Source organism: Nocardia sp. 852002-20019_SCH5090214 (assembly GCF_001665865.1).
GTDB lineage: Bacteria > Actinomycetota > Actinomycetes > Mycobacteriales > Mycobacteriaceae > Nocardia > Nocardia nova.
On record NZ_LZMK01000021.1, the window covers coordinates 137387 to 163992 of the forward strand.

Consider the following 26606-nt stretch of genomic DNA (forward strand, 5'->3'; position numbering starts at 1 on the left):
AAGGCCCCCGGGTTGTCTCACGTCACAGGGCACCGAAGGGAGAACACTCGGATGGTTGGCGCATGATCGACGGCGTGAACGAACAACCGCACACTGGGCTACCGACTCCTGGTGTACCGCCCGTTCCGCCGAGTTCTTCGGCCATGCGCAGAGCCTTGCGGCGTGCGCGCGACGGGGCGACGCTCAATCTCGACGAGGCCGTGGTGCTGCTGCACGCGCGCGGTGCGGATCTCGAGGATCTGGCCGCCTCCGCGGCGCGGGTGCGGGATGCCGGGTTGCGGGAGACGTATTCGGGGGACACCCTGCCCATCACCTATTCCCGCAAGGTGTTCATTCCGCTCACCCGCCTGTGTCGCGACAAATGTCATTACTGCACATTCGTGACGGTGCCCGGCAAGCTGCGCGCCGACGGCCACGGCATGTATCTGGAACCCGACGAGGTGCTCGAGATCGCCCGTAAGGGCGCCGAATTGGGTTGTAAGGAAGCGCTTTTCACGCTGGGCGATCGCCCGGAGGACCGCTGGCCGGAGGCGCGGCAGTGGCTGGACGAGCGCGGCTACGATTCCACTCTCGACTACGTGCGCGCCATGTCGATCCGGGTGCTCGAGGAAACCGGCCTGCTGCCGCATCTGAATCCGGGGGTGATGAGCTGGGCGGAGATGTCGCGACTCAAGCCGGTCGCCCCGTCGATGGGCATGATGCTGGAGACCACCTCCGAGCGCCTGTTCACCGAGCGCGGTCAGGCGCATTACGGCAGCCCGGACAAGGATCCGCAGGTCCGGCTGCGCGCCCTCACCGATGCCGGACGGCTGAGCATCCCGTTCACCACCGGCATCCTCGTCGGCATCGGTGAGACCTACGCCGAGCGCGTCGACTCGATTCTGGCGATCCGCAAGTCGCACAAGGCTTTCGGGCATGTGCAGGAGGTGATCGTGCAGAACTTCCTGGCCAAGTCCGATACCGCCATGCGCGACACCCCCGATGCGGATCTCGCGGAGTTCCGCGCCACGATCGCGGTGACCCGGTTGCTGCTGGGGCCCAAGATGCGGATTCAGGCCCCGCCGAATCTGGTGTCGCTCGACGAGTGCCGGGCCCTGATCGATGCCGGTATCGACGATTGGGGCGGGGTGTCGCCACTGACCCCGGACCATGTGAATCCGGAGCGGCCGTGGCCGAACCTCGAGGTGCTCGCCGAGGTGACCGCGCAGGCCGGCTATGTGCTGACCGAGCGGCTCACGGCCCATCCGAAATATGTACTCGCCGGCAATCCCTGGATCGACCCGCGCGTGCTGGGACATGTCGGCGCACTGGCGGATTCGCGCACCGGACTGGCCCGCGACGTGTATCCGTCCGGTCGACCGTGGCAGGAACCCGACCAGTCCTGGGAGTCGCTGGGCCGGGTGGATCTCAACACCGCCATCGACACCGAGGGCCGCAATACCGAGTCGCGCAGCGATTCCGGGCTCGACAGCGACGGCCTCGGCGCCTTCGGCGACTGGGAAACCGTTCGGGAACAAGTACTTTCACTCAGCGCGCCGGTGAAGCTCAACACCGACGTGTTGAGCGCCCTGCGCGCCGCGGAGAAGGATCCGGCCGGGCTCACCGACGACCAGTACCTGGCGCTGGCCACTGCCGACGGCCCGGAACTCGACGCCATCGCCGCGCTGGCCGATCAGCTGCGCCGCGACACCGTCGGCGACGACGTGACCTACGTGGTGAACCGCAATATCAACTTCACCAACATCTGCTACACCGGCTGCCGGTTCTGCGCGTTCGCGCAGCGCAAGGGCGATGCCGACGCCTTCACCCTCTCCGCCGACGAGGTCGCCGAACGCGCCTGGGAAGCGTATGTGGAAGGCGCGACCGAAGTGTGCATGCAGGGTGGCATCGACCCCGACCTGCCGGTCACCGGGTACGCCGATCTGGTGCGGGCGGTCAAGAAGCGGGTGCCGTCGATGCATGTGCACGCGTTCAGCCCGATGGAGATCGTCAACGGCGCCTCGCGCGGCGGGCAGAGCGTGCACGATTGGCTCTCGGCGCTGAAAGAGGCCGGGCTGGATACGATTCCGGGCACCGCGGCGGAGATTCTCGACGACGAGGTGCGCTGGGTGCTCACCAAGGGCAAGCTGCCCACCTCGGCGTGGATCGACGTCATCACCACCGCCCACAAACTCGGCATTCCGTCGAGTTCGACGATGATGTACGGCCACGTCGACAATCCGAAGCACTGGGTCGGCCACCTGCGGGTGCTGCGCGGCATCCAGGACGAGACCGGTGGGTTCACCGAATTCGTGCTGCTGCCGTTCGTACACCAGAGCGCGCCGCTGTATCTGGCGGGCGCGTCGCGGCCGGGGCCGACGATCCGGGACAACCGCGCCGCGCACGCGCTGGCCCGCATCATGCTGCACGGGCGCATCGCCAACATCCAGACCAGCTGGGTGAAGCTGGGCATCACCGGCACCCAGGTGATGCTCAACGGCGGCGCCAACGATCTGGGCGGTACGTTGATGGAGGAGACCATTTCCCGGATGGCCGGATCGGAGCACGGCTCGGCGAAGTCGGTGGCCGAACTGGTCGAGATCGGCGCCGGGATCGGTCGCCCGGTGCGGGAGCGCACCACTACCTACGGGATACCGAAACACCAGGTGTCGGCCCTGCCGCTGACCGTCGGCTGATTCGTCGGCGCCGCCTGGCGGACCCGCGCCGCGGAACTTCGGAGGCGGGCGTCGCGCACACCGGCGGCTCCGGCGATTCGGACACCGCCGGACCGGCGAATCGGACACCGCCGGACCGGGCGGCGAACAGCGCCGGAGACGGTGTGTCGCATCCCGTCGGGATCGACAAGTTAGGCAAGGCTGACCAGTTGTAATGTGAGTCCCCGGGATACTGTTGCGCGGGCGGAAGTGTCCCGCAGGCAAGGACAGACTAGGAGAACGGCAGTGCCGTACATCATCGCTGAACCGTGCGTTGACGTGAAGGACAAGGCGTGCATCGAGGAATGCCCCGTGGACTGCATCTACGAGGGCAATCGCATGCTGTACATCCAACCCGACGAGTGCGTGGACTGTGGTGCATGTGAGCCGGTGTGCCCGGTGGAAGCGATCTTCTACGAGGACGACACCCCGGACCAGTGGAGCGGGTACATCAACGCGAACGTCGACTTCTTCGACGACCTCGGCTCGCCCGGCGGCGCAACCAAGGTCGGCAAGACGGACTACGACGTGCCGTTCATCGCCGCGCTGCCGCCGATGGCGAACGAGTAGGTAGCGCCTCGGTGATCCGCGATCGTGTGCGGGTCAGCAGTCTGCTGCCCGATTTTCCCTGGGACACCATCGCCGGGGCCAAGGCTCGCGCCGCGGCGCATCCCGACGGCATCGTCGACCTGTCGGTAGGCACACCGGTCGACCCGGTCGACCCGCTGATCCGCGCCGCGCTCGACTCGGCCGCCGCCGTCCCCGGGTATCCCGCCACCTACGGCACTCCCGAACTGCGGGAGGCCGCGGTGGCGGCGGTCGCGCGCCGCTTCGGCATGTCCGGCATCGGCTCCGATGCGGTGCTGCCGGTGATCGGCACCAAGGAACTGATCGCCGGATTGCCGCGACTGCTGGGCCTCGGCCCCGCGGATCTGGTGGTGATTCCCGAGGTGGCGTATCCGACCTACGAGGTGGGTGCGCTGTTGTCGGGTTCGCGAATTCTGCGGGCGGACGGCATGACTCGGCTCGGCCCCGAATCGCCGGCGCTGATCTACCTGAACTCACCGTCCAATCCCACCGGCCGGGTGCTCGGCATCGACCATCTGCGCAAGGTGGTGTCCTTCGCCCGCGAACGCGGCGCGATCGTCGCCTCCGACGAGTGCTACCTGGGCCTGACCTGGGACGCCGAGGCGGTATCCATCCTCGACCCGCGCGTCAGCGACGGCGACCACACCGGTCTGCTGGCCATCCACTCGCTGTCGAAGACGTCGAATCTGGCCAGCTACCGGGCCGGTTTCGTGACCGGCGACGTCGAGTTGATCCGGGAGCTGCTGGAGGTGCGCAAACATTCCGGCATGATGGTCCCGTACCCGATCCAGGCCGCGATGACCGCCGCACTGGCCGACGACCGGCACGAGGCGCAGCAGCGCGAACGCTACCGCGCCCGCCGCGAGGTGCTGCGAAAGGCGTTGGAGGAGGCGGGTTTCCGCATCGACCACTCCGAGGCCGGCCTGTATCTGTGGTCCACGCGCGGCGAGAACTGCCGCACCACGCTGGACTGGCTCGCCGAGCGCGGCATCCTCGCCGCACCCGGTGACTTCTACGGCCCCACCGGCACCGAGCACGTGCGCATCGCCCTGACCGCGACCGACGAGCGTATCGCGGCCGCGGCGGTCCGGCTGTCCGCCTGAGACGGCGGCCGGGCCGCGGCTCGGTTTTCTCAGCAATCAACCGGCGACGCGACGCGCGTCGTACTCGTCGGTTTACCGCAGCATCGCCCCGATGCGGGACTAGCCTGGCGTTATGGACGCTGTCACGGTTGTCCCGACTCCGGCGAACGAGCCGGTTCACTCGTATGCGCCGGGGAGCCGGGAACGAGAACTATTGATCGGCAAACTTGCCGAAATCTCCGGGCGAACGGTCGATGTGCCGCTCGTGATCGGCGGCAAGCATCGGCCGGGGACCGGGCCCCGCTCCGAGATCGTGATGCCGCATCGGCACGAGCACGTGCTGGGCACCTACGCCGATGTGACTCAGGAGGAAGGCCGGGCCGCGATCGAGGCGGCGACGGCCGCCGCGCCGCAGTGGCGCGCGCTGCCGTTCACCGAGCGCGCCGCGGTGCTGCTGCGGGCCGCCGACCTGCTGGCCGGGCCGTGGCGGGAGACGGTGGCCGCCGCGACCATGCTGGGGCAGTCGAAATCGGCGCACCAGGCCGAAATCGACGCACCCTGCGAGCTGGTGGACTTCTGGCGGTTCAACGTCGCCTTCGCGAGCCACATTCTGGCGCAGCAGCCGGAATCGTCTGCGGGCGTGTGGAATCGGATGGATTATCGCCCGCTCGAGGGATTCGTCTACGCGATCACCCCGTTCAACTTCAGTGCGATCGCCGGGAATCTGCCGACCGCGCCCGCGCTGATGGGCAATACCGTGGTGTGGAAGCCCTCACCCACCCAGACGCTGGCGGCGTACTACACGATGCGGGTGCTCGAGGAGGCCGGGCTGCCGCCGGGGGTGATCAATCTGGTCACCGGTGACGGCATCGAACTGTCCGAGGCCGCGCTGACCGATCCGCGCCTGGCCGGCATCCACTTCACCGGCTCCACCCGCACCTTCCAGCACCTGTGGCAGCGGGTGAGCGCGAATATCGGCCACTACCAGGGATATCCGCGGCTGGTGGGAGAGACCGGCGGGAAGGATTTCGTCCTGGCGCACCGCTCGGCCGATCCGGACGCCTTGCGCACCGCGCTGATTCGCGGCGCCTACGAATATCAGGGACAGAAATGTTCGGCCGCCTCCCGCGCCTACATTCCGCGCTCGCTGTGGCGGGAGATGGGCGACGATTTCCTCACCGAGGTCGACGAACTGAGCTACGGCGACGTGGCCGATCTATCCAATTTCGGTGGGGCCGTGATCGATCGGCGCGCCTACGACAAGAACGTCGCCGCGATCGAGCGGGCCCGCGCGGCCGGTTTGGGCATACCGGCGGGCGGCACCTACGACGACAGCGAGGGCTACTTCGTCGAGCCCACCGTGCTCCTGGCCGATACCCCGCGCGACGAGGCGTTCACCACCGAATACTTCGGGCCGATCCTGGCGGTGTACGTGTACGACGACGATCACCCCGAAGCCTTCGATTCGATACTGGCGGAAGTGGATTCGGCGGCGCCCTATGCGCTCACCGGCGCTGTCTTCGCCCGCGATCGGGCCGCGATCGACCGGGCCGCCACCATACTGCGCTTCACCGCGGGCAATTTCTACGTCAACGACAAGCCGACCGGCGCGGTGGTCGGCCAGCAGCCCTTCGGCGGTGCCCGCGCGTCCGGCACCGACGACAAGGCCGGGTCGTATCTGAACCTGCTGCGCTGGGTCGCGCCCCGGACACTGAAGGAAACCTTCGTGCCGCCGACCGATTACCGCTATCCGCATATGGAGTCGGAATGAACGGCTTATCGGTGGCCCCACCCGGCAGGCGACGATGAACCCGCTGCGCCCCGCGATCCTCGCCGCCGCCGGATCGGTGCGGATGAAGCGGGCGATCACCGGGTTTCCGGTCACCGCCGAGGTCGTGCACCGGTTCGTGGCCGGTGAGAACCGCGCCGACTTGGCCCCGGTCGTCGGCGAGCTGCTGGGCAGCGGCCGGATGGTGAGCGTCGACTTTCTCGGTGAGTACACGACCGAACGCTCGATGGCCGATGACGCCGTCGCCGAATACCTCGCGTTGATCGATGATCTGGCCCGATGGAACCGCTGGCAATCGGCGCAAACCGTTGCGCCGGTAGAGGTTTCGGTGAAGCTCTCGGCGCTGGGACAGTCGCTGGGGCTGGCGGGCCCGGAGATCGCCACCGCGAATCTGCGGACCCTGTGCGAGCGGGCGCAGCAGGCGGGGGTGTGGATCACCGTGGACGCGGAGGACCACACCACCACCGAAACCACCGAGTCGACCGTGCACATGATGCGTGCCGACTATCCCTGGCTGGCGGTCGCCACCCAGACCTATCTGCGCCGCGCGGAGGATCGCTGTCGCATCGCCGCGGCCGAGGGCGCGCGAATCCGGTTGTGCAAGGGCGCGTATCGCGAGCCGGAGTTCGTCGCCTACCAGCGCGCCGCCGATGTGGACGAGTCGTATCTGCGGTGCCTGGAACTGCTCATGGCCGGTCCGGGGTATCCGATGGTCGCCACCCACGATCCGGTCATGATCAGCGCCGCCCACGACATGGCCGGCCGGAACGGGCGCGCCCCGGGCGATTTCGAATTCCAGATGCTCTACGGCATCCGCTCGCTCGAACAGCGGCGCCTCGCCGAGGACGGGCACGCGGTGCGGGTCTACATCCCCTACGGCAACCAGTGGTACGGCTACCTGATGCGAAGGTTGGCCGAACGTCCGGCCAACCTCGGCTTCTTCCTCCGCGCCCTCGCCGAGCGCTGAATCAGACCAGCGGTCGCCCGAAGCGCCGGCGCAACCGCATGTCCGCGAGGTAGAAGTTGAACGGGAAGACCCGGATCACCGTGGGCATCCGCGTCCACACCGCCGAGATCGTGCGCAGGACGAATCGGAACCGGCGTTCGTCGCGTGCGGTCCAGCGCATCCCCATCTCGTCGCGCAGATGCTGGGGCAGCAGGGCGGTGACGGTGAAGCGATGGAACCGCCCGGCCAGCAGCTGAATCAGGCGCGGCTGCATCTTCAGGTCGATCAGATCGTTGAAGTAGCGGCGCACCGGCTCGTCGATGGTCTTCGTCGCGAGGTTCTCCTCCCAGAACGCGTAGAACGCGTCCCGGTCGGCCGGCCACATCTCCGGACGCATCTGCAGCCCGGTGCCGAGCCGGACGCTGTAGCGGTAGAAACGCTCGGCGAGTTCGGGATCCATCGGTCCGCGCATGCGCCGGTACAGATCGTCGACGCCCCAGTACAGGCAGGCCGCCACCCACAACTGCAACTTCGGATCGAAGGCGTTGTACTTGACCGGGCTGTTCGGTCCCGAATGCACCGGGCGGTGCGAGGTGTTGACCGCCTCCCGATAGCTCTGCACGTCCTCGTCGTTGCCCAGCCAGGCCACGGCCAGATAGGTCAGCGTGGTGCGCAGCCGCTTGAGCGGGTGCAACGTCACCTTGCCGCTGTCGACCGTGCTCTCCAGCACGCCGTAGCCGACCGGCGGATGGCTGAGCTGCATGATCACGTTCGCGGCACCGCCCAGGAAGGCGGCCACGCCGTCGATGTGTTCGCGTACCGTCTCCGGGGTCAGCTCGTCGCCCGGAATCTCGGGCAGCGGCTCGGTCGCGCGCAGGGGGGCGGTCATCGTCGACTCGTCTCCTGTTCCTCCCCGCCGGATCGGCGAGAGAATATGAGAAGCTTTCGTATAAACCTTCTCATCGGTGTGGCATCGTGTCAATCGAGGCCGCTGACCATATGGGATGATGAGAGCGTCACCGTGTCCGCGACCCGGGCGAACGAGAGGAACCACCATGACCGGCTCGACCAGACTGTCGACTCGGCTCCTGCCGCTGGTTCGCGGCGCGGGTCCGGAGGACCGCAATCAGACCACGGTACTCGACGCGGCACTGCTGGCTTTCCTCGATTTCGGCATCAAACGCACCAGCATGGTCGAGGTCGCGCGGCGCGGCCGGCTGTCGCTGGCGACGCTGTATCGGCGCTTCGCCGGCAAATCCGATCTGATTCAGGCCGTCGGGCTGTGGCAGGCACGCCAGTTCGTGGAACAGGTCGACGCCGCCGTGCAGCGCCAGATCGATCGCGACGCCAGCGCCGAGGATCAGATCGTCGAACTGTTCGTCGCCTTCCTGGACGGGTTGCGCGGCAACAAACTGCTGGACCGGCTGCTGACCACCGAACCAGAGGTCGTGCTGCCCTACCTCACCGTGCAGGGCGCGCCGGTGATCGAGCTGGGGCGCGACTACGTCGCCGAGTTCATCACCCGCCTGCAGACGGAAGGCAAACTGCCACAGTATGACCCGCTGCCGCTGGCCGAACTCGTCGCGCGCAACGCGCTCTCGCTCGCGCTGACTCCGCAGACGCTGATCCCGGTCGACGACGAGGCCGCCTGCCGGCAGTTCGCCCGCGACCACGTGGTCCCCGGCTTCCGAATTCCCTAGTTACGGGATCAGCCCATAAGGTCCGGATCGTCGGGCCGTGGTGAAATCTGTTGTGCCAGTGTTAGACTGGGGTATCGGGTGCCGAGTATCTCGGTGCTATAGCATTCGCTCGACGCATTGGTCTGCTGTTCCATCGCTGTCTTCGTGACCTCTCCAGATCTTCGCGGCGGTGCCACGCCGCGTACCGGTTCATAGAGCCGGGCCCGCGCCTCGGGGGCTGCCGGGTGAGCGCGCACAGAACATCACGATCGAGCTGTGCGGACCGGCGGAGATGAATTTCCCGGGGGCACTTCGGCGTATCGCCAGCACAGTCCCCAAGAATCCGGGACGACTCCGGTCCGGATCGAAGCTCCTCGAACCCGAGAAGGAGATAGTCGACATGTCAGAACCCGGCAGTACGGTACCCAGGCGGCAACTCGGCCGATACCTTCGCGACCTGCGATCACAGACCGGGATGACGCTGCACGAGGTTGCGCAGAAGGCCGAGATCAGCGCGAGCACGGTGCAGCGCTACGAGAGCGGCCGCTTCCCGACCAAACTCCGATCGGCGGACATTCGCGAAATCTGCGCGGTCCTCGGCGCGGACGAAACCATGACCGCCGCCCTGGAAGGCCTTGCGCAGCAAGCGAATGTGCAGAACTGGTGGCACGAGTACGACGACGTGATCCCGCAGGACTTCGATGTGTACATGGGGTTGGAGGCGGCGGCGGAGCGGTTGGTGGTCTACTCACCGGACGCGGTGATGGGTTTGCTCCAGACTCCGGATTACGCAGCGGTGCTGACGCGAGAGGTCTTTCCCGACGCCACACCGGAAGAGATCGCGCAGCGGGTGCACATGCGAATGCGCCGGCAGTCGCTCATCACTCGGCGCCGCGGCCCGGCCGAACTTCGGATGGTGCTGGGGGAAGCGGCCATGCGTCGGGCAGTCGGCGGGCGACGCGTGATGGCGGCTCAGGCGAAGCGCTTGGCGGACATCAGCACGATGCCGAATGTTTCGTTGCGAATACTGCCGTTCTCCGCAGGCATTCCGCTCGGCCAGGTATACAGCCAGTTCATCGTTCTCGAGTTCGGCAAGGACGCCAAGGGCAATCTGATCGAGCCGCCGATCGTCTATCTCGAACATCCAACGGGCGACCTGTATCTCGAGAAGTCGGCCGACGTGCGCCACTACACTGAGGCGCATCAGGGAATCCAGCGGGCCACCCTGGATGAGCAGGCGAGCAGAGACCTGCTTCGCCGGATAGCAAGGGAGTTCGCAACGTGAGCGGAAAGTACGACGTCGACCTGTCCGATGCCCAGTGGTTCACCAGCAGTCGCACTTCGGGTGGAAAGGAGTGCGTGGAGGTGGCATTCCTGGATGGTGGCCTTGTGGGGGTGCGGGACAGCAAAGATCACACTCGCCCGGCGCTCGTCTTCACTCCCGGCGAGTGGCGGGCATTCATCGGTGGTGCGAAGGATGGCGAGTTCGACCAGGCGTAGCGATCACAGGTCGTTGTAGGGTCTCGAGAGTCGTGGCCACATCTCGAAATGCTTGGCCACAGGTTGGCTGGCCGGCCACGATTCTCGACGACGAGGTGACTCGTGCCGTCGTGGAGGGAACTCGGTGCCTCCTTCGTGTTGCCTCATACCAGCCGCAGTCCCAAACGCCGCCGAAGGCGCATGTCGAACAAATACGCGTTGACCGGAAACATTTTGAGCGACTTGGGAACTCGATCCTCCACCGCGCCGACCGCGTGCAGTAGCCGGGCCAGGCGGCGGTCGTCGGATTCGGTCCACGGCATCTCCATCTGCGTGCGGAGATTCGGCGGCAGCAGTCCGGCGACCACCCAGCGGTGAAATCGCCCGAACGCCAGGCGGATCGGCGGCGGGAACATCTTCAGGTCCACCAGATCGTCGAAGTACGCGCGGATCGTCGGATCGATCCGGACCTCGGCGATCTGCCGGTTCCAGTAGGCGTCGAAGGCGGTGCGGTCGGCCGGCCACAGTGCCTGCGGCATCTGCAGGGTGGTCCCGAACCGGGCGGCGTGGCGGTAGAAGGCCTCGGCCTCCTGCTCGGGCATCGGGCCGTGCATGCGTTCGTAGAGGTCGCGCGAACCCCAGTACAGGCAGGCCGCCACCCACAGCTGCAACGTCGGATCGAAGGCGTTGTACTTGACCGGGCTCTGCGCGGTGGAGCGGACCTGACGATGCTGCCAGTTCACCGCCGCGCGGTAGGCGGCGCGTTCGTCGTCGCTGCCCAGCATGGCGACGGCGAGGTAGGTCAGCGTCGTGCGGGTGCGTTTGACCGGATGCACCATCACCTTGCCGCTGTCGACGGTGCTCTCCACCACGCCGTAGCCGACGGGCGGAAGCGACAGCTGCATGATGACGTTGGCCGCGGCACCGAAGAAGGCGGCCGAACCGTCCAGGTGTGCCGCGACATCGTAGTCGGCGACCGGTTGCCCGGACGACGTGCGAATGGACGTGGTCATCGTCGACCCCCATCTCCGCGTGAGAAGGCTGTACTTCGACAGTCTCACCACCTCAATGCGCTGTCAACGGCCGTGGGACGACGAGACGAATTCGCAATGGGCCGCTCGGTCGGGGAGAGTGCCGGCAGTGCCGGATCGTCGAGCCGGATTGATAGGTTGGCGCGATGTCCTACGGTTCGCTGCCGCTGTTGCCCTCGCTGAATCCGGCCGCCGTGGCCGCCGGATACGACATTCCCGATGCGGTCACCATCGACGGTGAGACGCTGTCGCGCAGCGATCTGGTCGGTGCCGCGACCTCGGTGGCCGAACGCATCGCCGGCGCCGGTCGCGTCGCGATTCTCGCCCGCCCGACCGCCACCACCGTGCTGGGCATCCTCGGATGCCTGATCGCCGGGGTCGCCGCCGTGCCGGTGCCGCCGGATGCCGGATCGGCCGAACTGGACCATATCCTCGCCGATTCCGGGGCGCGGGCCTGGCTCGGTGCGGCGCCGGACAACCCCACGCTGCCGGTGATTCCGGTGCGCAAACACGCCCGCTCCTGGCACAGCCATCCCGAACCGGCCGCGAACACAACGGCTTTCATCCTCTACACCTCGGGGACCACGGGTGCGCCCAAGGGGGTCGTGCTCAGTCGCGGTGCGATCGCCGCCGGGCTCGACGCCCTGTTCGAGGCGTGGTCGTGGACCTCGAAAGACACGCTCGTGCACGGCCTTCCGCTGTTCCACGTGCACGGTCTGATCCTCGGCGTGCTCGGGCCGCTGCGAGTCGGCAGCCCCCTCGTGCACACCGGAAAGCCCACGCCTGCCGCCTATGCGGCCGCGGCCGGCACCCTGTACTTCGGCGTGCCGACGGTGTGGTCGCGTATCGCCGAAGACCCGGATGCCGCAAAGGAATTGGCGAATGCCCGGTTGTTGATCTCCGGCAGCGCGCCGCTGCCGATTCCGGTCTTCGAACGGCTGCGTGAGCTCACCGGTCAGGCGCCGGTGGAGCGTTACGGCATGAGCGAAACCATGATCACGCTCTCCACTCGGGCCGACGGCGAGCGCCGGCCGGGCTGGGTCGGCCTGCCGGTGGCGGGTGTGCAGACCCGGTTGCGCGACGAGACGGGCGCGCCGGTTCCGCACGACGGCGAAAGTATCGGCGGACTGCAGGTGCGCGGGCCCATGCTGTTCGACGGCTATCTCAACCGGCCGGAGGCCACCGCCGACAGCTGGACCGAGGACGGCTGGTTCGTCACCGGCGATGTCGCCGCGATCGACGCCGAGGGATTCCATCGCATCGTCGGGCGCGAATCGGTGGATCTGATCAAATCCGGTGGCTATCGCGTCGGGGCCGGGGAGGTCGAAACCTGCCTGCTCGGTCACCCGAATGTGGCCGAGGTCGCGGTGGTCGGGATCGAGGACGCGGATCTGGGGCAGCGCATCCGGGCCTACGTCGTGCCGCGCGCGGACACCCCGATGTCGGAGCGGGAACTGATCGACTTCGTCGCCCAGCAGCTGTCGGCGCACAAACGGCCGCGCGAGGTGCTGATGGTGACCGAGTTGCCGCGCAATGCCATGGGCAAGGTGCAGAAGAAGCAGTTGCGCTGATCCGACCATCCGGTGCCGGGAACGTGGCGGGTTGACCTGTACCGCACTCGAGGTTCTAAGGTCGGCGCATGATCGCAACGCTGTCTGCAGCCCAGATCGAGTATCTGGCGGGCCAACGCCTGGGTCGGCTGGCCACCATCCGCCCGGACGGATCGCCGCAGAACAACCCGGTGGGTTTCCGCTACAACGAAGCCCTCGGCACCATCGATATCGCGGGCCACAACATGGGCGCCTCGCAGAAGTTCCGCAATCTCGCCAAGGAGGAGCGGGTCGCGTTCGTCGTCGACGATATCGCCTCGGTGAATCCGTGGCAGGTGCGCTGCCTCGAAATCCGTGGCGTGGCACAGGCTTTGCGAGATGTCGACACCTACCTCGACGGCGGCTCGCGGGAACTGATCCGCATCACCCCGCAGCGCGTGCTCGGCTTCGGCATCGACTAGGCCGGCACCGACTAGGCCCGGCACGAGACACGAAACGCCCCTTCCGCCGAGCGGGAAGGGGCGTTTCGCGTGAGATCAGTTGGCGTGCAGGGCGGCGTTGAGTTCGATGCCGGTGCCCTTGCGCGCGACCACCTCGACGCTGCCGGTCAGCGAGTTGCGGCGGAACAGCAGATTCGACTGGCCGGACAGTTCGGCCGCCTTGATCGTGCGGCCGTCCGGCAGCGCGACCTTGGTGCCCGCGGTGACGTAGAGGCCGGCCTCGACGACGCAATCGTCGCCCAGCGAAATACCCAGGCCCGCGTTCGCGCCGAGCAGGCAGCGCTCGCCGATCGAGATGACCTGCTTACCACCACCGGACAGGGTGCCCATGATGGAGGCGCCGCCGCCCACATCGGAACCGTCGCCGACCACCACACCGGCGGAGATGCGGCCCTCGACCATGGAGGCGCCGAGGGTGCCGGCGTTGAAGTTCACGAAACCCTCGTGCATGACCGTGGTGCCCTCGGCCAGATGCGCGCCCAGCCGCACCCGGTCCGCGTCGGCGATGCGGACGCCGGCGGGCAGCACGTAGTCGACCATGCGGGGGAATTTATCGACGCCGTAGACGGTGACCGGACCGCGGGCGCGCAACTTTCCGCGCACCAGCTCGAAGTCCTCGACCGCGCACGGGCCGTAATTGGTCCACACCACATTGGCCAGCAGGCCGAACTGCCCCTCCAGGCTGAGCCCGTGCGGGCGGACCAGCCGGTGCGAGAGCAGATGCAGGCGCAGATATTCGTCGTGGGTGTCGATCGGCGGCGCGGACAGGTCCGCGATCGTGGTGCGCACCGCGACGACCTCGACCCGGCGGGCCTCGTCGGGGCCGACCAGATCGGCGAAGCGCGCGTACTCCGGGTCGCTCGGGCTCAGCCGCGTGGTCTCGGACGTCTCGAACGTGCCCAGTTCCGGATACGGGTACCAGGTGTCGAGGACCGTCCCGTTCACGGTCACCGTCGCTAGGCCGACTGCGGATGCTCCCTGTGTGCTCACGGCCCCTCAGCCTACTGGGTGCGGATCGCGAGGTGGCGGGCTCCCTGTGCCGCCAGAGCCGGAGCCGCTCGGCCCGGTCGTGAGACGTGCGAACAATTAGGCTGGCCCGGTGACCATCGATCTGCGCGCCGACCCGATCTCGATCACCGCGACCCTCGTCGACATCCCGAGCGTCTCCCGCGACGAGGCGGCGATCACCGACACCGTCGCCTGGGCCCTGCGTGAGCAGACCGAGGGCTTCGAGGTGCTGCGGCACGGCAACACCGTGCTGGCTCGCACGAATCGCGGGCTGCCGCACCGGGTGATCATGGCCGGTCACCTGGATACCGTGCCGATCGCCGACAACGTGCCGGGCCGGTTCGAGACGATCGACGGTGAGGAAGTGCTGTTCGGCTGCGGCAGCGTCGACATGAAATCCGGTGACGCGGTCTTCCTGCACCTGGCCGCGACCGTCGCCGACCCGGTCTGCGATCTGACCCTGATCTTCTACGACTGCGAGGAGATCGCCGCCGAATACAACGGTCTCGGCCGCATCGAACGCGAGCTGCCGGAATGGCTGGACGGCGATCTGGCCATCCTCGGCGAACCGTCGGGCGCGTGGATCGAGGCCGGCTGCCAGGGCACCCTGCGCGTCCGCCTCGGCCTCGGCGGCACCCGCGCCCATACCGCGCGAGCGTGGCTGGGCGACAACGCCATTCACAAGCTGGCGCCCGTCCTGCAGCGGCTGCGCGACTACGTGCCGCGCGAGGTGGACATCGACGGTTGCGTGTACCGCGAGGGGTTGTCCGCGGTGAAGGTGGAGGGCGGTGTGGCCGGCAATGTGGTGCCCGACGAGGCCGAGGTGCTGGTGAACTTCCGGTTCGCGCCCGATCGCACCCTCGACGAGGCGACCGAGCATGTGCGCGAGGTGTTCGACGGACTGGATGTGAGCTTCGAGCGGACCGACGGTGCGCCCGGCGCGTTGCCGGGTCTGTCGGCGCCGGCCGCGAAGAACCTGGTGGAACGCGTCCATTCCCACGGCGGTGGCGGGGTGCGCGCGAAATACGGCTGGACCGATGTGTCGCGATTCGCCGCTCGCGGCATTCCGGCGGTCAATTTCGGGCCCGGCGACCCCAACCTGGCGCACAAGGTGGACGAGCGCGTACCCACCCGCCAGATCACCGTCGTCACCGAGATCCTGCGCAACTACCTGACCGGTCACAAGGGCTGAACCGGTAGGTTCGGTCCCATGTCCACCGCGTCCGAGCCCGCACCGACCAGATCACCGAAGTCCACTCCGAAGTTCAGGGGCCCGATCATGTTGCGCCGGGCCCGCAAACAGGGCACCGGAACCACTGATCAGCATCTGCTCGACGGCCGCGGACCCACCGACTGGGTGCACACCGACCCCTGGCGGGTGCTCCGGATCCAGAGCGAATTCGTGGAGGGTTTCGGCGCCCTCGCCGAAATACCCAGGGCCGTATCGGTTTTCGGTTCGGCGCGGACGCAGGTGGATACCCCCGAATACGAGGCGGCGCGGGCCATCGGCGCCGCGCTGGCCGAGGCCGGTTTCGCGGTGATCACCGGCGGCGGCCCCGGCGTGATGGAGGCGGCCAATCGCGGCGCCTGCGAGGCGGGCGGATACTCCGTGGGCCTCGGCATCGAACTGCCGATGGAACAGGGCCTCAACGAATGGGTCGACCTCGGTATCAACTTCCGCTACTTCTTCGCCCGCAAGACGATGTTCGTCAAGTATTCCCAGGCGTTCATCTGCCTGCCCGGCGGCTTCGGCACCCTGGACGAGCTGTTCGAGGCGCTCACACTGGTGCAGACCAACAAGATCACCCGCTTCCCGGTCATCCTCTTCGGCAGTCGGTACTGGGCGGGGCTGGTCGACTGGCTGCGGGATTCGCCGGCCGGCTCGGGCAAGATCTCGCCCGGTGATCTGGGACTGCTGCACGTGACCGACAGTGTGGAGGAGCTGATCGACATCGTGCTGCAGGCCGCCGCGCGCCGCGGCGAGGAGTCCACGGGGACGGAGGACAAGTGGTGAACGGGCAGCCGTTCGCGGTGTGTGTCTACTGTTCGGCCAGCGCCACGGATCCGGACGCGTTGCGGCTGGCCGCCGAGGTGGGCAGTGAAATCGCCCGGCGCGGTTGGCAATTGGTCTCCGGCGGCGGGCATGTGTCGATGATGGGTGCGGTGGCGGTGGCCGCGCGCGCCGGGGGCGCTCGCACCACGGGCGTGATCCCGAAACGTCTGGTGCATCAGGAAGTCGCCGATGTGGACAGCGACGAGCTGATCGTCACCGACACCATGCGCGAACGCAAACAGATCATGGAGGATCGCGCCGACGCCTTCCTGACCCTGCCGGGTGGAATCGGCACGCTGGAGGAATTCTTCGAGGCGTGGACCGGCGGATATCTGGGACTGCACGGCAAGCCGCTGGTGGTGCTGGATCCGAACGGCCACTACCGCGGGCTGTTCGCGTGGCTGGACGAACTGAGCGCGGCCGGATTCATCGGACGGCCCGCACTGGATCGGATTACCGTGACCGCGGATGTGGCATCCGCATTCCGAGCCCTGACCGCGCCGCGCATCGGCACTGCCTGAGCGATTCGACACCGCTCGACCGGAACCCGTTGGAGGAGAATGTGAGCACCGAGGCCCGCAACACGATCAGTCTCTGGGATCTGGTGCGCAGGCTGCCCGCGATGGCGGTGGAAACGCCGGGCATGCTGCGCGGCGCCACCGGCATGCTCGTGCGCGCCGACGACAAATCCTCGGTCGGGCTGTACTTCCAGAAGGCGGCACGGCGGTATCCCAATCGGCCGTTCCTGCGCTTCGAGGGTCGCGAATACACCTACGGCGAGGCCAATACCGAGGTGAACTGCTTCGCGCAGGTGCTGGCGCAGCGCGGTGTGCGCCGCGGCGATGTGGTGGGCGTGCTGATGACCAACCGCCCCGACACGCTGTTCGTGGTACTGGCGACGGCGAAGCTGGGCGCGACCGTCGGACTGCTCAATCACAATCAGCGCGAACAGGTGCTCGCCCACAGCTTCGGTCTGCTCGACAGCGCGGTCAACGTGATCGGCGAGGAATGCGAGGACGCGGTGCGCTCGCTGCCCGAGCCGCCGCCGAATCTGCTGTATTCCGAGGAACTGCGGGAACTGGCCCGCGACGCCGATCCGGCGGACCCGGAGGTGTGCGCCGATATTCGTGCCCGGGAGCGTGCGTTCCTGATCTTCACCTCCGGCACGACGGGCTTGCCGAAGGCCAGCGTGATGACCCATCTGCGCTGGACGAAGAGTATGGCCGGGCTGGGCGGTCTGGGCATCCGCCTGCGTGGTGGCGACACCATGTACTGCTGCCTGCCGCTGTATCACAACAACGCGCTGACCGTCGCGCTCGGCGCGGTGCTCGGCTCGCGCGCGACGTTGGCGCTGGGACGCAAATTCTCGGTGTCGAACTTCTGGAGCGAGGTCATCGCGACCAGGTCGACGGCCTTCATCTACATCGGCGAGCTCTGCCGCTATCTGCTCAACCAGCCGGAATCGTCTCGCGAACACGAACATTCGGTGCGGCTGGCCGTCGGCAACGGCCTGCGCGCGGAGTTGTGGGACGAATTCCGGCGGCGCTTCCGCATCGGCCGGGTGGTGGAGTTCTACGGCGCGAGTGAGGGAAATATCGCCTTCATCAACGCCTTCGGCGTGGACCGCACCGCCGGATTCGGGCCGCTGCCCTACGCCGTGGTGGAATTCGACGAGGAGACCGGCAAGGCGCGGCGATACCCCGACGGGCGACTGCGCAAGGTTGCCTCCGGCGGTGTGGGCCTGCTGCTGGCGAAGGTCACCGACCGTTCCCCGTTCGACGGCTACACAGACAAGTCGGCGACCGAATCGAAGTTGGTGCGCAACGCATTCGACGAGGGCGACTGCTGGTTCGACACCGGAGATCTTGTGCGCGACCAGCATTGGCGCCACATCGCCTTCGTCGACCGCCTCGGCGACACCTTCCGCTGGAAGGGCGAGAACGTCGCGACCACCGAAGTCGAGGGCGCCTTCGACGGCGCGCCCGGTATCACCGAGGCGGTGGTGTACGGCGTGGACGTGCCCGGAGCCGACGGCAAGGCGGGGATGGCCGCGGTGACCCTCGCCGCCGGCGCCGCCTTCGACGGCTCCGGCCTGGCCGCTCAGCTCTACGACCGCCTGCCCGGATATGCGGTGCCGCTGTTCGTCCGCGTGGTGCCCGAACTGGAGACCACGTCGACCTTCAAGAGCCGCAAGGTGGACCTGCGCAAGCAGGGATTCACCCCGGACGATTCGACCGAGGTCTATGCGCTGAAGGGCCGTGACCAGGGATATGTGCCGTTCTACCCGAGCTATCCCGACGAGGTGGCGGCCGGTACCGCACCCCGAGGCTAGGTCGTGTCCGAGGGCGCCGACGGCCCGGCAATTAGACTCACCTCCATGAGTTCTGCGTCACCGCTGTCCACCCTGTGCGGTAAGCCGGTGGCGACGGATCGGGCGCTGGTGATGGCGATCGTCAACCGAACCCCCGATTCCTTCTACGACCGGGGCGCCACCTTCTCCGACGACGCCGCGATGGCCGCGGTGGCGCGCGCCGTGTCCGAGGGGGCGGATCTGGTCGACATCGGCGGGGTGAAGGCCGGGCCGGGCGACGAGGTCGACGCCGTGGCGGAGGCGCGGCGCGTGGTGCCGTTCGTGGCGGCCATCCGTGCCCGCTATCCGGACCTGTTGATCAGTGTGGACACCTGGCGCAGTGAGGTGGCGCGGGCGGCGGTGGCCGAGGGGGCGGATCTGATCAACGACACCTGGGCCGGGGCGGATCCGCAGCTCGCGGGCGTGGCCGCCGAACTGGGCGTGGGGATCGTGTGCAGCCACACCGGCGGCGCTCGGCCGCGCACCCGCCCGCATCGGGTCCGGTACGCCGACGTGGTGTCCGAGGTCACCGACACATTGGTGCGGGCCGCCGAGGCGGCGCGCGCGGCAGGGGTCGCGGCGGATGCGATTCTCATCGATCCGACCCACGATTTCGGGAAAAACACGTATCACGGGCTCGAACTGTTGCGGGCCGTGGACATTCTTGTAAATACCGGATGGCCGGTCTTGATGGCGCTGAGTAATAAGGATTTCATCGGAGAGACTCTTGGTGTCGGACTTTCCGAGCGATTGGAGGGGACATTGGCGGCAACCGCGTGGGCGGCCGCGGCCGGCGCCCGGGTCTTCCGAGTTCACGAGGTCGCCGCAACCCGGCGAGTAGTGGACATGATCGCGGCGATTCAGGGCATCCGGCCCCCCGCACGAACCTTGCGAGGTCTGGTATGACGTTCGATTGGACTGCCACGAATACGTGGGACCGACCACAGTGGGCGATCGACGAATTGGTCGACGCGAAGGACGGGCGCACCGTGTCGGTGGTGCTGCCCGCATTGAACGAGGAACGCACGGTCGCCGATGTGGTGGCCAGTATCCGGCCGCTGCTCGGCACGCTGGTCGACGAATTGGTGGTGCTGGATTCCGGGTCCGTGGACGCGACGGCCGAGCGGGCGCGGGCGGCCGGGGCGCAGGTGGTGACCCGCGAGCAGGCCGTGCCCGAACTGGAGCCGGTGCCCGGCAAGGGCGAGGTGCTGTGGCGCTCGCTGGCCGCGACCTCCGGCGACCTGGTGGCGTTCGTCGATTCGGATCTGATCGATCCCGATCCGATGTTCGTGCCGAAACTGCTGGGTCCGCTGCTGACCGTGGACGGTATGCATCTGGTGAAGGCCTACTACCGGCGGCCGCTGCGCCAGGGCGCGGCGGTGGAGCAGCACGGTGGTGGCCGGGTGACCGAACTGGTGGCGCGGCCGCTGCTGGCGGCGTTGCGTCCGGATCTGTCGAAGGTGTTGCAGCCCTTGGGCGGTGAGTACGCGGGAACGCGCGAGCTGTTGACCGCGGTGCCGTTCGCCCCGGGATACGGTGTGGAGATCGGTCTGCTGCTGGACACTTTCGACATGCTGGGCCTCTCGGCGATCGGCCAGGTGAATCTGGGCGTGCGCACGCATCGCAATCGTCCGCTGTCGGATCTGGGTGTCATGAGCCGGCAGATTCTCGGAACCGTGCTGGGACGCAGCGGAATTCGAGATTCGGGTGCGGCATTGACGCAATTCCCGCTGGTCGGTGAGGAATTCACGGCGTTGACCACCGATGTGCATCTCGCGGATCGGCCGCCGATGAACACCCTGCGCCCCGAAGAGGTTGCCGCCTGAATCCGCTACGGGCCGAAACCCCGCCGGAGCGAAGCGGAGGCCGAGAACTCAGCGTTCGTGACGGTAGATCGGGGTCAACAGATCCACTTCGATCGGTTCGCCGGTGTGGCGGTCGTAGCGGACGCCGACCACCGTCGAGAAGGCGCGGGTGTCGGCGCGTTCGTGCAGAGTCGCCAGCCGTGTTCCGAGAAGCCGTATCGCGCCCAGCGATCCGGGCGGATGTAGTCCGTCGATGACGAGAATGGTTCCGTGGCCGTCGGGGCGGGGCAGGCGCGCCAGATAGGCGATGTCGTAGGGTTCGGTGCCGCCCGGCCGGTAGATCCGGCGGGCGGCCCGGTCCTCGATCGCGCGGCGGACCCGCCCGGCCCGAGCCAGGGTCCGGCGCAGCCGCGGATCGGCCGACACCAGATAGCGCAGACTGGGCGACAATTCGGGCCCGCCGAGCACGATCAGGCCCTCGCGGTCGAGATTCAGGGGACGTCCGGGGAGGAATCGTTCGACCGTGACGGTGAATCCCAGCTGTCGCAACAGTTCTGCCAGCCGGTGCGGGGCGGCGGCATCCGGCGCGCCGATCAGCGGCGTGGCCCGTGTGACTGCGCGCAGGTCCGGGGTGAGCACGGTGAGTGGTCCGTGCCCGAAGAACAGGCCCTCCGGCACCGGGCCCTGGGTGCTGACCTGGTGAATCCGGGCGCGTGAAAGTCCTGCTGCCGCACCGATCCTGGCGAAGGTCCAGCCCTCGGCGTGCAACTCCCTGATCACCGCTCGGCGGATGCGGGTGAGCTCGTTGATGGTCTGCTGGGCCGCCGCGACCCCTTCGGTGGCAGCCTTGAGGCGTTCGACCTTGTCTTCGATCGCGAACACCCGTGCCACCTCGTCGGCTGACATGTGCGAAGTCTAGATAGCTCGACAGCCGGATGTGTCTAGTCCGGTTGACGAATCCGCCGCGGGGGCCGAATCCATCGAGCGCACCGGGCATTTGGGCCGGACCGGACGGTCCGTAATGGGTGCTATCAGTGCTTTTCGGTCAGGTGGCGTCGAAATCGATCGGCGGTTTTTCGTTGCGGTCGAGCGGTTTCGGCGGCTCGGGCACCGAATAGCTGGGTGCGGTCACAGAATTCGGCGAGCCGGTCTGTGAGGTGCCGGAATCGCCGGACGAGCCGTTACCCGGATTCGCGGCCCCGAAGGTGCCGGTGAACAGCGAATCGTCACCGTCGAAGAGGTGCTTGGTGACCATCGACCGCGGCGTCATACCGCGCAGACCTTCGAGTGGTTTGCGCAGCTCGTTGAGCTCTTCGAGTGGTTTGCGCAGTTCGTCGAGCTCGGGTCCCAGATCGTTGCGCAGCTGGCTGGTGGCGCCGGAGGCGTAGTCGCGGACCTGACGCAGACTCTGCGCGGTCCAGCGAATCGCCCCCGGCAGCCGTTCCGGGCCGAGAATCACCAGCGCGGCGACCACCAGGATCACCATCTCGGGCCAGCCGATATTGAACATAAGACCAGGCTACTGGGGTGCTTGCGGGGCGTTCTTATCGGATTCCAGCGTCACCGGCACATCGACCTGACGGCCGTCGCGGATCAGTTGGAAATTCACCGTCTCGCCGATCTGGTGGGACTGGACGGCGACGGTGAGTTCGGCCGGTTCGGTGACCTGCCGATCACCCACCTTGACGATCACGTCGCCCTCGGCGATACCCGCCTTGGCGGCCGGGCTGTTGCCGACCACATCGGCCACCGCGGCGCCGCTCATGACGTCGTTCTCGACCTGCTTGGTCTTCGCGCTCACGCCGAGCCACGGGTGGTACATCACACCGTCGCGGATCAGCGTCTGCGACACCCGCTGCACCAGATCCACCGGAATCGCGAAGCCGAGGCCGACCGATCCGCCGCTCTCGCTGCGGATGGCGGTGTTGATCCCGATCAGCCGGCCCTCGCCGTCGACCAGGGCGCCGCCGGAGTTGCCGTGGTTGATCGCGGCATCGGTCTGCACGGCGTCGAAGGCGCCGGCGGTGTCGTCGCCGGCCTCCGGGCTCTCCTGGATCGCGCGATGCAACGCGCTGACGATGCCGGAGGTGACGGTCTTGCTCAGGCCCAGCGGCGAGCCGATGGCCAGCACGTCGTCACCGACCTGCACATCGCTCGACTTCCCGAGCCGGGCCACGGTGAGGTTCTTGACGTCGACCTTCAGGACCGCGAGGTCGGTCTTCGGGTCGCGGCCGACCAGCCGGGCCGGTGCCCTGGTGCCGTCGGAGAAGGTGGCCTGGATCTTGGCCCGCCCGCTTTTGTCCTGTGCCGCCATCGAGATGACGTGATTGTTGGTGACGATATAGCCGTTGCCGTCGATGACCACGCCCGAACCGAGGGCGCCGTTGTCGCCGACGGTCTCGCGGATCGAGACGACCGAGGGCAGTACCGCGTCGGCCACCTTGGCGACCTGACTGTGCGGTTTGTCGGTGTTGCTCTCCTGCTGCAGCGCGATCTTGCGCGAGGTCAGCGCCCCGGTGTTCTCGGCCGTGAACCGGCCCACCAGGCCGCCGAGCACGCCGATGATCAGGGCGACCACACCCAGGACGGCCAATGCCTTGGGCGCTACCCTGCCGCCGAACAGCACCTCGCGAGCGCCGAGTTTGGTACCCGGCGGCAGCGGCTGCGGGGCGGGGGTGTGGATGGCGGGATCACCGAGACGGGCCGCGGCGGCGGGATCGCGCCAGGGATCGACCGGTGCGCCGCTATCGGGCGTGTCGGTTGCGGCGTCCGGATCGCGCTGCAGGCGCTCGTCCGAACCCGCGGGCCGGCCGAAGGCCTCGGCCAGCACCGCGTCCGGCGGGCGATTGACCAATTCGGGACTGTCGTGGCGCGGCGCGGACGCGGCCTGGGTGTGCGATGCGAAGGATCCGGCCTGCCCCTCGGGGCGGCGGAAAGCGCGGGCGGTGTGCTTATCGATATCCGGGCGGTACACCGGGCGCGGCCCCAGCACGGGCGCGTCCGACGGCCTCAGGTTCCCCCTGGCCGCCGAATCCGATGAAGCGGACGGCGTCGATTCGGTGGTCACGTTCGCAAACTCTACTTGCGCCACCATCCCGTCCACCGCCTGCTCTCGAATCCCATTTCTCGATTCGAGGAGGAAGCGAAACGGAACGAATCCGCCCGCAGGCCGAGGAAACTCGCGCCGCGCGACATATCTTCGGTGCTACGTCCGGTCAGGTCGGCCAGCGGAATTCTGCTCAGCGTGTCCTGCAGGTCGGTCGGCGCGGAAATCTGCATTTGTGCCGCCCGGCGCAATGCCACCCGGGCCTGCTGCTGCGCCTCGACCTCGGCGGCGCATTCGGGGCAGCGGGACAGATGTTCGGCCGCGCGCAGATAGGCGTTCATTCTCAGCTCGCCGTCGACATATGCGACGACGGCCTCATTGGCCAGGTGTTCGGTGGGGGCGAAACGACCCTCGCCGGTCATACGGATGCACACCCTTCCGACGGACTACAGCTTCGCCGGGCACGGCCGCGGCGCTGCACCGCTGTTTACCCGACTTTCTCCTCAGCGGCGAACCGCTGCTGAGAACCATTATGCGCAAGGTATTCCCGCAGTGCCTGACGGCCGCGGTGGATCCGGCTGCGCACGGTACCCAACTTCACACCGAGGGTAGCGCCGATCTCCTCGTAGGACAGACCTTCGATATCGCACAGCACGACGGCCGCGCGGAATTCCGGCGCCAGCGCGTCGAGCGCCCGCTGCAGGTCCGGATCCAGCCGGGCATCGTGATAGACCTGCTCGGGCCCGGGACCTTCGGACGGCACCCGGTCGTAGTCCTCGGGCAGCGCCTCCATCCGGATGCGGTTGCGCCGGCGGACCATGTCGAGGAACAGATTCGTGGTGATCCGGTGCAGCCAGCCCTCGAACGTGCCGGGCTGGTAGTTCTGCAGCGAGCGGAAGACCCGGATGAACGTCTCCTGGGTCAGATCCTCGGCATCCTGCGGGTCACCGGTCAGGCGGTAGGCCAGGCGGTACACCCGGTCGGCGTGCTCGCGGACCAGTTCGTCCCAGGTCGGCATCATGGTGCGGTCGCCGGTGGCGTCGAAGGCGGCGGTACCGCTGAGCGCGTCGTCGTCCGCGGCCTCGCCCGCGACGGATTCGGTATCGTCGAAGTCGGCGCCGTTCGCGACGACGGCCCGGGCTTCGGGACCGACTTCGGCTTCCGGACGAACTTCGACTTCGGTACGGACATCGCTACGAGCGGCAGCGGGCAGCTCGTAATCGGCCGAGACGCCGATCGGCAGACTCGACTCGGGCAGGGTGGCGTACTCGCGCGCCGCATCGACCTTGTGGATGGGGTGACCTCCTACTCGGGACCGTGGAAGGCGCACGACGACTGGTGGTCGTCGCGTACCGGGTACAACCCCGGACCCGAGTCCGGTGTTCCCGGGCGCCGTCCGGCGGTCGGCCGGCCCTTGCTTGGTCAATACTCTGGCGGTTCCCGATGTGCCGGTGGTATGGGGAGGCTGAGGGACACCTGAGAAAAACACCGGCCGTCGTAGCGCAACCGGACAGCCACGCCGTTAGCCTCATATTCGTGAGCCACATCCCAGCGGCATCGGCCCTGCAGCGCAACCTCGCCTACGTGGAGGAATCCGTGGTCGAGGACGAGATCCTCATCGCCGCGCGGGAGCGGGCCACCGAACTGGGCGCCGCGCCGGTGCCGCCGTCGGTGGGAGCGCTGCTCAGCATGTACGCCCAGCTGCTCGGCGCCCGAGCGGTGGTCGAGGTCGGCACCGGCGCCGGAATCAGCGGCCTGTGGCTGCTCGACGGCATGCGCGAGGACGGGACGCTGACCACGATCGACTCCGAGCCGGAGCATCAGCGTGCGGCCAAGGACGCCTTCCGCGCGGCCGATGTCGCGCCCGCGCGCACCCGGCTGATCAACGGCCGCGCTCTGGACGTGCTGCCCCGGCTCGCCGACGGCGCCTACGACCTGGTGTTCATCGACGCAGCCCCGCTCGAGCATCCGCAATACGTCGAGCAGGCCGTACGTTTGCTGCGTGAGGGCGGGGCGGTGCTGATGTACAACGCGCTGCTGGGCGGGCGGGTGCCCGATCCGGCGCAGCGCGACGCCGCGACCCAGGCGGTGCGGGCGGCGACCCGGGCCGTGGCCGAGGACCCCGCCCTGACCAGCGTGCTGATCCCGGTCGGAGACGGACTGCTCTGCGCCTCGCGCGGCTAGTCGCCGCTCCCCGTGGTCCGGCGGTTCGATCGAGCTGGTTCCGGAAATAGCTCGCTGAAAGCTATCTACCTGCGCGTTCGGCTTCCGAAATTTGTCACGGGCCGAGTCTTGCGTGCGGATTGAACGAGTGTTTAGTATATTGAACATGTGTTTAAGGGAGCAGCCGTACCGGAAGGATCCGCCTCGGATCTGAGCACGCCCGCCCGGATCCGGGACGCGGCGATCGGCGTCTTCGGCGAAGAGGGATTCGGGGTCGGGGTGCGGGCCATCGCCAAGGCGGCGGGGGTTTCGCCCGGCCTCGTCAATCACCACTTCGGTTCCAAGGACGGCCTGCGCGAGGCGTGTGACGAGCACGTACGTGCCGTCATCCGGGCCGCGAAGACGGAATACGTCCAGCAGCCCTCGCCGAATTCGACCCTGAAGGCCCTCGCCGAAATCGAGGAGTTCGCGCCCTACACCGCGTATCTGATGCGCAGCTTCCAGGCCGGCGGAACGCTGATGACCTCGCTGTTCGACCAGATGCGCGCGGACGTGGAGTCCTATCTCGAGGTCGGTATCGAGGCCGGCACCCTGCGCCGGCCCAGGGACGTATCGGCGACGGCGAACTATCTGGCGGTGCAGAACGGCGGCGGATTCTTCTTCTTCCTGCAGCTCTACGCCGCCCGCCACGAAGGAAAGCTCGACTTTCGAAAAGCGCTGCGCGAGTACGCCGACCAGATGATGCTGCCGGCCGTCGAGGCCAACACCCACGGCCTGTTCGCCGATTCCTCGGTGCTCGACTCGTTGCTCGCCGAAATGTGAACCCTTATCTCACAAGGAGATT

26 protein-coding genes are annotated in these 26606 nt (G+C 67.6%); 18 read left to right on the forward strand and 8 right to left on the reverse strand.

The window, feature by feature from the left end; all coding sequences use genetic code 11:
* Positions 1–62: 62 nt before the first annotated feature.
* The 5 genes from A5780_RS02590 (at position 63) to A5780_RS02610 (ending at position 7119) form a co-directional block, all read left to right on the forward strand.
* Complete coding sequence (locus tag A5780_RS02590) at positions 63–2675, forward strand: bifunctional FO biosynthesis protein CofGH (protein ID WP_082856869.1); 2613 nt, start codon at positions 63–65, stop codon at positions 2673–2675.
* A 264-nt stretch (positions 2676–2939) separates the two neighbouring features.
* On the forward strand, positions 2940–3263 hold the full coding sequence (fdxA, locus tag A5780_RS02595) for a ferredoxin (protein WP_030514872.1): 324 nt from the start codon (positions 2940–2942) through the stop codon (positions 3261–3263).
* A gap of 14 nt (positions 3264–3277) precedes the next feature.
* Positions 3278–4384, forward strand: coding sequence for a succinyldiaminopimelate transaminase (gene dapC / locus A5780_RS02600; protein ID WP_063012512.1), 1107 nt, complete (start codon positions 3278–3280; stop codon positions 4382–4384).
* A 112-nt stretch (positions 4385–4496) separates the two neighbouring features.
* On the forward strand, positions 4497–6134 hold the full coding sequence (gene pruA / locus A5780_RS02605) for an L-glutamate gamma-semialdehyde dehydrogenase (protein ID WP_064907612.1): 1638 nt from the start codon (positions 4497–4499) through the stop codon (positions 6132–6134).
* A gap of 34 nt (positions 6135–6168) precedes the next feature.
* Positions 6169–7119, forward strand: a complete 951-nt coding sequence (locus A5780_RS02610; protein WP_064907613.1) for a proline dehydrogenase family protein — start codon at positions 6169–6171, stop codon at positions 7117–7119.
* A 1-nt stretch (position 7120) separates the two neighbouring features.
* Here A5780_RS02610 and A5780_RS02615 read toward each other — a convergent pair whose 3' ends face one another.
* On the reverse strand, positions 7121–7987 hold the full coding sequence (locus tag A5780_RS02615) for an oxygenase MpaB family protein (RefSeq protein WP_064907614.1): 867 nt from the start codon (positions 7985–7987) through the stop codon (positions 7121–7123).
* Between the two features lie 166 nt (positions 7988–8153).
* Here A5780_RS02615 and A5780_RS02620 point away from each other — a divergent pair, with 166 nt between their 5' ends.
* From A5780_RS02620 to A5780_RS02630, 3 genes are all read left to right on the forward strand, one after another.
* Positions 8154–8798: a TetR/AcrR family transcriptional regulator gene (locus A5780_RS02620; protein ID WP_063012370.1), complete on the forward strand. Its 645-nt coding sequence runs from the start codon at positions 8154–8156 to the stop codon at positions 8796–8798.
* A 379-nt stretch (positions 8799–9177) separates the two neighbouring features.
* Positions 9178–10062: a helix-turn-helix transcriptional regulator gene (locus tag A5780_RS02625; RefSeq protein ID WP_064907630.1), complete on the forward strand. Its 885-nt coding sequence runs from the start codon at positions 9178–9180 to the stop codon at positions 10060–10062.
* Positions 10059–10277, forward strand: a complete 219-nt coding sequence (locus A5780_RS02630; protein WP_064907615.1) for a DUF397 domain-containing protein — start codon at positions 10059–10061, stop codon at positions 10275–10277. The genes A5780_RS02625 and A5780_RS02630 overlap by 4 nt, the downstream gene beginning before the upstream one ends.
* A gap of 143 nt (positions 10278–10420) precedes the next feature.
* Here the strand turns inward: A5780_RS02630 and A5780_RS02635 are convergent, their stop codons facing one another.
* Positions 10421–11269: an oxygenase MpaB family protein gene (locus tag A5780_RS02635; protein WP_064907616.1), complete on the reverse strand. Its 849-nt coding sequence runs from the start codon at positions 11267–11269 to the stop codon at positions 10421–10423.
* 164 nt (positions 11270–11433) lie between these two features.
* On the opposite strand from A5780_RS02635, the gene A5780_RS02640 reads away from it, so the two are divergent.
* Both A5780_RS02640 and A5780_RS02645 read left to right on the forward strand, forming a co-directional pair.
* Positions 11434–12858, forward strand: a complete 1425-nt coding sequence (locus tag A5780_RS02640) for an acyl-CoA synthetase (protein ID WP_064907617.1) — start codon at positions 11434–11436, stop codon at positions 12856–12858.
* A gap of 68 nt (positions 12859–12926) precedes the next feature.
* Positions 12927–13298, forward strand: a complete 372-nt coding sequence (locus tag A5780_RS02645) for a PPOX class F420-dependent oxidoreductase (protein ID WP_030514882.1) — start codon at positions 12927–12929, stop codon at positions 13296–13298.
* A 75-nt stretch (positions 13299–13373) separates the two neighbouring features.
* Here the strand turns inward: A5780_RS02645 and dapD are convergent, their stop codons facing one another.
* On the reverse strand, positions 13374–14327 hold the full coding sequence (dapD, locus tag A5780_RS02650) for a 2,3,4,5-tetrahydropyridine-2,6-dicarboxylate N-succinyltransferase (protein WP_030514883.1): 954 nt from the start codon (positions 14325–14327) through the stop codon (positions 13374–13376).
* A 109-nt stretch (positions 14328–14436) separates the two neighbouring features.
* Here dapD and dapE point away from each other — a divergent pair, with 109 nt between their 5' ends.
* The 6 genes from dapE to A5780_RS02680 are packed head-to-tail and all read left to right on the forward strand — an operon-like array spanning position 14437 to position 20574.
* Positions 14437–15537, forward strand: coding sequence for a succinyl-diaminopimelate desuccinylase (gene dapE, locus A5780_RS02655; RefSeq protein ID WP_063012362.1), 1101 nt, complete (start codon positions 14437–14439; stop codon positions 15535–15537).
* Between the two features lie 18 nt (positions 15538–15555).
* Positions 15556–16359: a TIGR00730 family Rossman fold protein gene (locus A5780_RS02660; RefSeq protein WP_063012360.1), complete on the forward strand. Its 804-nt coding sequence runs from the start codon at positions 15556–15558 to the stop codon at positions 16357–16359.
* Positions 16356–16919, forward strand: coding sequence for a TIGR00730 family Rossman fold protein (locus tag A5780_RS02665; RefSeq protein WP_104364295.1), 564 nt, complete (start codon positions 16356–16358; stop codon positions 16917–16919). The genes A5780_RS02660 and A5780_RS02665 overlap by 4 nt, the downstream gene beginning before the upstream one ends.
* 41 nt (positions 16920–16960) lie before the next feature.
* Complete coding sequence (locus A5780_RS02670; protein WP_082856868.1) at positions 16961–18730, forward strand: long-chain-acyl-CoA synthetase; 1770 nt, start codon at positions 16961–16963, stop codon at positions 18728–18730.
* A gap of 45 nt (positions 18731–18775) precedes the next feature.
* A complete protein-coding gene (gene folP, locus A5780_RS38825) occupies positions 18776–19654 on the forward strand; it encodes a dihydropteroate synthase (RefSeq protein WP_082856867.1) in 879 nt (292 codons plus the stop codon).
* Positions 19651–20574: a glucosyl-3-phosphoglycerate synthase gene (locus tag A5780_RS02680; RefSeq protein WP_082940569.1), complete on the forward strand. Its 924-nt coding sequence runs from the start codon at positions 19651–19653 to the stop codon at positions 20572–20574. The genes folP and A5780_RS02680 overlap by 4 nt, the downstream gene beginning before the upstream one ends.
* 48 nt (positions 20575–20622) lie before the next feature.
* On the opposite strand, the gene A5780_RS02685 is transcribed toward A5780_RS02680, so the two are convergent.
* The 5 genes from A5780_RS02685 to sigE form a co-directional block, all read right to left on the reverse strand.
* Complete coding sequence (locus A5780_RS02685; RefSeq protein ID WP_030514890.1) at positions 20623–21459, reverse strand: hypothetical protein; 837 nt, start codon at positions 21457–21459, stop codon at positions 20623–20625.
* Between the two features lie 139 nt (positions 21460–21598).
* Positions 21599–22063, reverse strand: a complete 465-nt coding sequence (tatB, locus tag A5780_RS02690) for a Sec-independent protein translocase protein TatB (RefSeq protein WP_063012354.1) — start codon at positions 22061–22063, stop codon at positions 21599–21601.
* Positions 22064–22072: 9 nt separating this feature from the next.
* Positions 22073–23647 (reverse strand): S1C family serine protease, encoded by a 1575-nt coding sequence (locus A5780_RS02695; RefSeq protein WP_064902050.1) that lies wholly within the window; start codon positions 23645–23647, stop codon positions 22073–22075.
* On the reverse strand, positions 23632–24021 hold the full coding sequence (locus A5780_RS02700) for a hypothetical protein (RefSeq protein ID WP_030514893.1): 390 nt from the start codon (positions 24019–24021) through the stop codon (positions 23632–23634). Before A5780_RS02700 ends, A5780_RS02695 begins: the two co-directional genes overlap by 16 nt.
* 65 nt (positions 24022–24086) lie before the next feature.
* Complete coding sequence (sigE, locus tag A5780_RS02705; protein ID WP_063012350.1) at positions 24087–24929, reverse strand: RNA polymerase sigma factor SigE; 843 nt, start codon at positions 24927–24929, stop codon at positions 24087–24089.
* Between the two features lie 215 nt (positions 24930–25144).
* On the opposite strand from sigE, the gene A5780_RS02710 reads away from it, so the two are divergent.
* Both A5780_RS02710 and A5780_RS02715 read left to right on the forward strand, forming a co-directional pair.
* Positions 25145–25783, forward strand: coding sequence for an O-methyltransferase (locus tag A5780_RS02710; RefSeq protein WP_104364296.1), 639 nt, complete (start codon positions 25145–25147; stop codon positions 25781–25783).
* A gap of 147 nt (positions 25784–25930) precedes the next feature.
* On the forward strand, positions 25931–26584 hold the full coding sequence (locus A5780_RS02715) for a TetR/AcrR family transcriptional regulator (protein WP_064907618.1): 654 nt from the start codon (positions 25931–25933) through the stop codon (positions 26582–26584).
* The last annotated feature ends 22 nt before the right edge of the window (positions 26585–26606 follow it).